Raw genomic sequence first — 7,634 nt, forward strand, 5'->3', positions numbered from 1 at the left:
AGCTCCTTGGGCTTCCTGATGGGCCTGTGTCGGCGGGCCGGAGATCGCGACCAGCAACTTGCGCACACGCCCCGCCATGCCGTCGACGGTGAAGCCGTATAGCAGGCCAGCTACTACGCCCCGGGATGCCCCACCCTCGATCGCAAGGCGCTCAGTATAAATAGCAAATACCGGCAGCGTCATACCGAAGCCGATCATGACCAGGAGCAAAAAGAAGAACAGCACCCACAGATATTTTGACATGTCATGTATCCGCGGGTGGCTCTGGCTCCACCGCCAGAGCGCCACTGACGATCGCCTGCGCTTCCGCCAGGATGCGGCGCAGATGATCTGTTCCCCGAAAGCTCTCCGCATAAATCTTATAGATGTCTTCGGTGCCCGAAGGCCGGGCGGCAAACCAGCCGTGATCGGCAATCACTTTCAAACCACCGATGGCGGCGCCGTTGCCCGGCGCTTGCGTGAGAATATTTTGAATCTTCTCGCCGGCTAATTCCTTGGACTTCACTTGCGCTGGCGTGAGCTTCGACAGCAGCGACTTTTCCGCGGGTGTTGCCGGCGCATCGACCCGTTCGAATGCCGGCTCGCCTAACTCGAGCGCCAGGTCGCCATAGATCTCGCCGGGATCGCGTTCCATGCGGGCCGTGATTTCCGCGGCAAGCAGCGATGCAATCATGCCGTCTTTGTCGGTCGTCCAAACGCTGCCGTTTGTGCGCAGAAAAGACGCGCCGGCGCTCTCTTCGCCGCCGAAACCGAGCGACCCGTCGAGCAACCCGTCCACGAACCACTTGAACCCGACCGGCACCTCATATAGCGGGCGGCCCAGTTTGGCGGCCACGCGATCGATCATGGCGCTGCTCACGACGGTCTTGCCGATGGCGGCGCTTTTGGGCCAATGCGGCCGGTGTTGGATTAGGTAATGAATCGCCACGGCGAGATAATGATTGGGCGGTAATAGACCGTGGTTCCGCGTAACGATCCCGTGGCGATCGTGATCGGTGTCGCATGCGAATGCAACGTCGAAACGATCTTTTAGCCCAATCAGGCTTTGCATCGCATATCGCGATGATGGATCCATACGAATGCGCCCATCCCAATCAACCGTCATGAAACGAAACGTCGGATCGACGGCGTCGTTGACGACGGCAAGGTTCAGCCGGTAGTGCGCGGCAATCCGGGGCCAATAATGCACGCCGGCTCCACCGAGGGGATCTACGCCCATTTGAATGTTCGCGCCTCGAATGCAATCCATATCGATCACATTGGCGAGGTCGTTCACGTAAGCGCTGAGATAATCGTGGCGATGGGTCGTGGCGGCGCGAAGTGCCTGGTCGTACGTAATGCGCTTTACGTCCTTCAGGTCGTTGCTGAGAAGCTCGTTCGCCTTCGCTTCGATCCAGCCTGTGATGTCTTTGTCGGCCGGCCCGCCGTTCGGTGGATTGTATTTGACCCCCCCGTTGTCGGGCGGATTGTGCGACGGCGTGATGACAATGCCGTCGGCCAGTCCGCTTTCGCGCCCGCGGTTATAGGTGAGGATCGCGTGAGAAACTGTAGGCGTCGGAGTGTATTCGTCGTTCTCCGCAATCATGACTTCCACGCCGTTGGCCGCCAGCACCTCGAGCGCGCTGGCGCAGGCCGGCGCGGACAGCGCGTGCGTGTCGATGCCCAGAAATAGCGGACCGTCGATGCCCCGTTGCTTGCGGTACCGGCAAATGGCCTGGCTGATGGCAAGGACATGCCATTCGTTAAAGTTCTTGTCGAATGAGGAACCGCGATGTCCCGAGGTGCCAAACGCCACCCGCTGCGCCGGCACCGAAGGATCGGGCCGTTCGGAAAAATAGGCCGTGATCAATCTTGGTATATCGACCAGCATCGAGGGGGCGGCTGGCATCCCTGCCAGAGGATTTATTTTCATTGCCGGCTCTTTTGCGCTACTCATTCTGCACCTCCACAGCCGTATCCGGGACCACCCGGCTCACTGCCTCTCGCCGTGCCGCGCCATTTGTTCCCTGGCCGCCGCGACAACGTGGGCGGGCTCGAACCCGAAGTGCTGCGCGACGACTTTCATCGGCGCCGACAGTCCAAAAGTGTGCAAGCCAAGAATGGTGCCGCCGCAGCCGGTATAGCGTTCCCATCCGAACGTGGACGCCTCTTCGACCGCGACGCGTGCCGCTATATGCGGTGGCAGCACGCTGTCTCGATACGCCTGGCTCTGGTGCTCGAACAGCTCCCACGACGGCATGCTGATCACCCGCGCCTTGATTCCTTCCACCGTCAATTGCTCATAGGCCGCAATGCACAGCGCGACTTCGCTGCCGGTCGCCAGCAATAGAACATCCGGTCTGTGATCCGGTGCGTCGGCGAGCACGTAAGCGCCACAGGTCACGCCACTCGCGGGCGCGTACTTTGCGCGATCCAGGGTCGGTAGCGCTTGCCGCGACAGCACGAGACACACCGGGCGATTCTTGGTCTGCATGATTACCCGCCAAGCCTCGACCACCTCGTTGGCATCCGCAGGGCGAATCACAATCATGCCGGGCATCGCGCGAAACGACGCCAGATGTTCGACCGGCTGATGCGTCGGTCCGTCCTCGCCCATGCTGATGGAGTCATGGGTCCAGATGGTGATGACGGGAAGCTCCATCATCGCGCTGAGCCGCAGCGCACCGCGACAGTAGTCGGTGAAAACAAAAAAACTCGCGGCATAGGGGCGCAGTTTCGCCAAGCTCAGTCCGTTAGCGACGGCGCACATCGCGTGCTCACGCACGCCGAAGTGGAAATTGCGTCCGCGGTAGTCGCCCTCCCCGCCCGGCGACTGAAAATCGCCGGCGAAGTCGAAGCTCAAGCGAGTCTTGGTCGATGGCGCCAGGTCCGCTGCGCCGCCCAACAACCAAGGGATTTTCTCGGCGATAGCGTTCAGCACTTTGCCAGACGAGTCGCGCGTCGCCATGCCCTTTGCGTCCGCCGGAAACGTCGGCAGCGCGCTGTCCCAGCCAGTGGGCAAGTCGCCGCCCTGCATAAGATCCATCTGCCCGGCAAGATCCGGATATTGCTGGCGATAGGCTGCAAACAACTGCTTCCATGCGGTACGAGCCGTTGCACCGCGCCGCCCCACTTGCTCGTCAAATTGTGTCGCGACGCCTTCAGGAATATGGAACTGCGCGTCGGGATTCCAGCCGTAAAACTCCTTCGCGAGCCGTACCTCTTGCGCGCCGAGCGGCTCGCCGTGCGCTTCTCGGGTGTCTTGTTTATGGGGCGCGCCATAGCCGATGTGGCTTTGAACGATGATCAACGTGGGTCGAGCCGGTGTGTCGACAAACATTTGGAAACTACGCGCCAGCATCTCCAGATCGTTGGCATCGCTGACGCGAACGACATCCCAGCCGTAAGCGAGAAAGCGGCCTGCCACGTCTTCCGTAAACGTGATCTGGGTCGAACCCTCGATGCTGATGTGATTATCGTCGTAAATCCAACACAGATTCGATAGTTTTAAGTGTCCGGCGAGCGACGCCGCTTCGCTGCTCACGCCTTCCATCATGTCGCCGTCGCCGCAGAGCGCGTAGACGCGGTAGTCGAAGATCTCGAACCCGGGACGATTGTAAGACGTCGCGAGCCAGCGTTCCGCAATCGCCATTCCGACGCTCGTCGCAACGCCCTGTCCCAGCGGCCCCGTGGTCGTCTCAACCCCCGTGGTCCAGCCATACTCCGGGTGGCCGGTGCAACGGCTGCCGGCCTGACGGAACGTTTTGATGTCGTCGAGCGTCACGGCGAGCCGATTACCTTGCCCGTACGTCAGACTCGTCGCCTTGACACCGCACAAATGCAGCACGCTGTAGAGCAGCATTGAGGCGTGACCGGCCGAGAGCACGAAGCGGTCGCGGTTTGGCCAGTCGGGGTCTTGCGGATCGAAGGTGAGAAAACGTTGCCACAGGCAGTAAACCGCCGGCGCCGCGTCCATCGGCGTGCCGGGGTGGCCGGACTGTGCCCTTTGCACTGCGTCGATCGAAAGTGTGCGAAGGGTATCGATGCAAAGCTGGTCGAGTTTGGTCGCGCATTCGATCGTTCCGCTCCGTGCGGTGTCTTCCACGCTGCTCATGACGGCCCCCTCTGGAGTCGGCGATAGTGCCGAATGTGCGTGTTGGTCGACCTGTCTTGCTTGAGCGGTGGCTCATCCGCGCTCGCCAGTTCGGACAGCATGCGCTGTGCCAGCACTCTTCCGAACTCGACGCCCCACTGGTTGAACGTATCGATGCTCCAAATCGCGCCTTGCGTGAAGACGCTGTGTTCGCAAAGTGCGGTCCACGCACCCTGTGTCTGCGGCGTCAGGCGCTCGGCGAGCAAGGGGTTGATCGGACGATTGTCTTCGAAGGTGCGGTGCGGCGCCAACCGGCCAGGCGTGCCCGTCAGCTTTGACTGCCTCTGCTGTCTTACCCGACGCCAGCGCCTCGGTCTGCGCGAACACGTTCGACATCAGGAGGTCATGATGATCGCCGATTGGATTTAAGGTTTGGCAGAACCCGATGAAGTCGCACGGCACCTTCCGGGCCCCGGAAGAAGCGGAAGCAACACGCCGAAACCATCCGACAGCGCTGAAGGCAGCGAGCATGGGCACGGCCGCTGCGCGCTCGGCGGTCCTCGTCACGCGGCTGCCTTCTTGTTTGCCGGCGGGGCTGCCGCCATTGCGGGCGCCCCCTTCTTGCCTGGCTTGTCGGGCCGATAGATCCCAGCGAGCTTGGTGCGCTTCAGCAGCAAGGCATTGATCGCCACCACAGCAGAACTGCCCGACATCGACAACGCTGCGACCGCAGGGCTCAGCACGAACGGGTAGAGGACACCTGCGGCGAGTGGAAACGCGATTACGTTGTAGGCCACTGCCCACCACAGGTTCTGGTGCATCTTGCGCAAGGTCGCGCGCGACAACTCTATCGCACCGACGATGTCGTAGGGGTCGCTCTTCATCAGCACCACATCGGCGCTTTCCATTGCCACGTCCGTGCCGGCACCGATGGCAAAGCCGACGTTCGCCTGCGTCAGCGCAGGCGCGTCATTGACACCGTCGCCGACCATCCCGACCTTCTTGCCTGTGGCCTGAAGCTCCTTCACTTTCGCGGCCTTTTGGTCCGGCAGCACATCGGCCAGCACGCTATCGATGCCGAGGTCCGCGGCGATACGCTTGGCGGTGCCAGCGTTATCACCGGTCAGCATCACCACCTCGATGCCGCGCTCGCGCAACTTGACGATCGCAGCCTTGGCGGTAGGCCGAATGGCGTCGGCGATGGCAATCAGGCCGATCACCTTGCCGTTCCGCGCCACGTGTACCACCGTCCGGCCTTCGCCCTGAAGCCGCGCAGCGTCAGCCTCCAGCGGCCCGAGTGCGAGCTTCTGGGTGTCCATGAGCAGGCGGTTGCCGAGGAAGACAATGCCAGCGGCGGTTTGCGCCTGTGCGCCCTGGCCGTCGATGCTTTTGAACCCCGTTGGCGCGACGACGACAAGCTTTGAGGACCGGCGCAGGATGGCCTGCGCGAGCGGGTGGGCGGACCCCTGTTCAACGGCGGCGGCGGCGAGCAGTAGCGCATCTTCCGTGATGCCTTCCGCCATCACCAATTCTACGACCTCTGGCTTGCCGACGGTGAGGGTGCCGGTCTTGTCGAAAATGATGACGTTGAGCTTGGTGGCGTCCTCCAGCGCCGAGGCATTCTTGAACAGGATGCCGTTCATGGCGCCCAGTCCGGTGCCGATCATCACCGCCATGGGCGTGGCAAGCCCCAAGGCATCCGGGCAGGCGATGACAAAGACAGTGATGGTCAGCGTTACCGCGAACAGCAGCGGCTGGCCGATCCACCAGAACCAGACGGCAAACGTAAGCAGTCCGAAGCCGATCGCGGCAATGACCAACCACTGGGCGGCCTTGTCCGCGAGCAATTGCGCGGGAGCCTTGGAGTTCTGCGCTTCCTGCACCAGTTTCACGATCTGCGACAGCGCGGTGTCGGCACCGACCTTGGTTGCCTTGTAGTTAAAGCTGCCGCTGGTGTTGATCGTTGCGCCGATCACCGTGGCGCCAGGGCCCTTCTGGACCGGCATCGACTCGCCGGTTAGCATGGACTCGTCCACTAGCGATTCGCCTTTCTCCACCGTGCCGTCGACCGGGATTTTGTTGCCCGGCCTGATCACCACGATGTCGCCTGCCATCACTTCAGCGGTCGGCACCTCCACCTCGGCGCCCTCGCGAATGACATTGGCCTTCGGCGGTGCAAGGTCCATTAGCGCCGTAATCGCAGTCGAAGCGCCGGCGCGGGCGCGCATTTCCAGCCAGTGGCCGAGCAGGATGAAAACCAGCAGCATGGCAACGGCTTCAAAGAACTGATCGCTCTTGAAAAAGAACGTGGCGCCGACGCTGAACAAATACCCCGTGCCCACTGACAGCACGACCAGTACCGCCATATTGAGCACGCCGTTCCTGAGCGCACGCCAGGCGGCGACGAAGAACGGCCAACTCGGATACAGGATGGCGGCGCTCGCGAGGAAGAACAGCCAAAGCTTGAGATCCAGGCCAAATGGCGGCGCAGGCGGCGCGAACATGCCTCCCATTGGCGCATAGACAAAAATCGGCACGCTGAACGCGAGGCAGATCCAGAATCGGTTGCGCATGTCGCGCACCATGGCCGCCATATCTTTGCCCCCGCCATGCCCCATCTCATGCGCCATTCCCGCTGACTTGGCCGGCTGGCCCTCGGGCACCGCGTGCCCCTCGTGAGCCGCGGCTGCGGGCGCTGATGGCGCAGCGTCAGGTTTTGGAGCTGCAGCAAGCGTAGTGTCCGGCACCGGCGCCGGAACGGCGGCCGGCGCGGCCGGAGAAGGTTTCGGTGCAGGGGGTGCGGGAGCTGTGGGCGGCGCGCCCGGTGCTGCATGGCCTTCGTGCCCATCACCCGCTGAATCGGCGGCGGACGCAGCCGACTCATACCCGCGTTGGCGCACGGCCGACTTGATATCGGCGACCTCAAGCCGGGTTTCGTCGTAGCGAACTGTAGCGCTACCCGCAGCGAAATTCACCGTAACGCTTTCGACACCCGGCACCTCGCCGACGCGCTTTTCCACTTCGTCCACGCTCAACATGGACAGCATATCGTGGACTTCGATAACGCTCGTTTTCATCGCGCTTCCTCAACTTTCTTCAGTGGGGCCGCGCGGAAGATGAAGCACCCTGCGGTTTCCTCTTACATCTCGTGCTTGTTACATCTCGTGCTTGTCGTAGCGCTGTGTGTCTCCAGGTCCTTCTGTCCGAGCCATTTCACACACGGCCGAGGGCGGCCGACGCACCGGCACGCCACAACCATTGCACGGGGAAAAAGCGATCTGCCTGGCCTGCAACTTCCGCCACCGGCCGGAAGGACACCGCCAAACCGCTTTCCACCTGCATGACTTCATCCGCAAGCCGCTGGAATTCACCCGTTTGTCCGTCATGCATGTGCGGCATGCAGATACCGAGGCCGTATTCAGACAGCCTGCGGAGCATCTCCTGGACTTCCGGAAGGTGGATCGCCTCCTGAGCAGTCCTTACGCCTTGCGGCAATCCAGGGCCGGCCTCTTGTGCAACATTGGCTATCGTCATGATGCTCTCCTACTTGGATGATTTTGGG

At 62.0% G+C, this 7,634-nt stretch carries 6 protein-coding genes and 1 pseudogene; all 7 read right to left on the reverse strand.

Annotation, left to right across the window (positions count from 1 at the left end):
• A partial coding sequence (locus PSV05_RS00005) for a hypothetical protein (protein ID WP_300059637.1) occupies positions 1 to 243 on the reverse strand: 243 nt, incomplete at its 3' end.
• Between the two features lies 1 nt (position 244).
• A complete protein-coding gene (pgm, locus tag PSV05_RS00010; RefSeq protein WP_300059640.1) occupies positions 245 to 1,936 on the reverse strand; it encodes a phosphoglucomutase (alpha-D-glucose-1,6-bisphosphate-dependent) in 1,692 nt (563 codons plus the stop codon).
• 36 nt (positions 1,937 to 1,972) lie between these two features.
• Positions 1,973 to 4,093, reverse strand: a complete 2,121-nt coding sequence (gene tkt / locus PSV05_RS00015; protein ID WP_300059643.1) for a transketolase — start codon at positions 4,091 to 4,093, stop codon at positions 1,973 to 1,975.
• Complete coding sequence (locus PSV05_RS00020; RefSeq protein WP_300059646.1) at positions 4,090 to 4,383, reverse strand: hypothetical protein; 294 nt, start codon at positions 4,381 to 4,383, stop codon at positions 4,090 to 4,092. The genes tkt and PSV05_RS00020 overlap by 4 nt, the downstream gene beginning before the upstream one ends.
• A gap of 70 nt (positions 4,384 to 4,453) precedes the next feature.
• Positions 4,454 to 4,603, reverse strand: a pseudogene (locus tag PSV05_RS00025) (hypothetical protein); the annotation flags it as partial.
• A gap of 32 nt (positions 4,604 to 4,635) precedes the next feature.
• Entirely contained in the window at positions 4,636 to 7,149 is a 2,514-nt protein-coding gene (locus PSV05_RS00030; RefSeq protein ID WP_300059649.1) for a heavy metal translocating P-type ATPase, read from the reverse strand.
• Between the two features lie 136 nt (positions 7,150 to 7,285).
• Positions 7,286 to 7,606, reverse strand: a complete 321-nt coding sequence (locus PSV05_RS00035; RefSeq protein WP_300059652.1) for a hypothetical protein — start codon at positions 7,604 to 7,606, stop codon at positions 7,286 to 7,288.
• Between the last annotated feature and the right edge of the window lie 28 nt (positions 7,607 to 7,634).

Origin of the sequence: Thermomonas sp. (assembly GCF_029945965.1) — a bacterium.
In the GTDB taxonomy this organism is placed as follows: domain Bacteria; phylum Pseudomonadota; class Gammaproteobacteria; order Xanthomonadales; family Xanthomonadaceae; genus Thermomonas.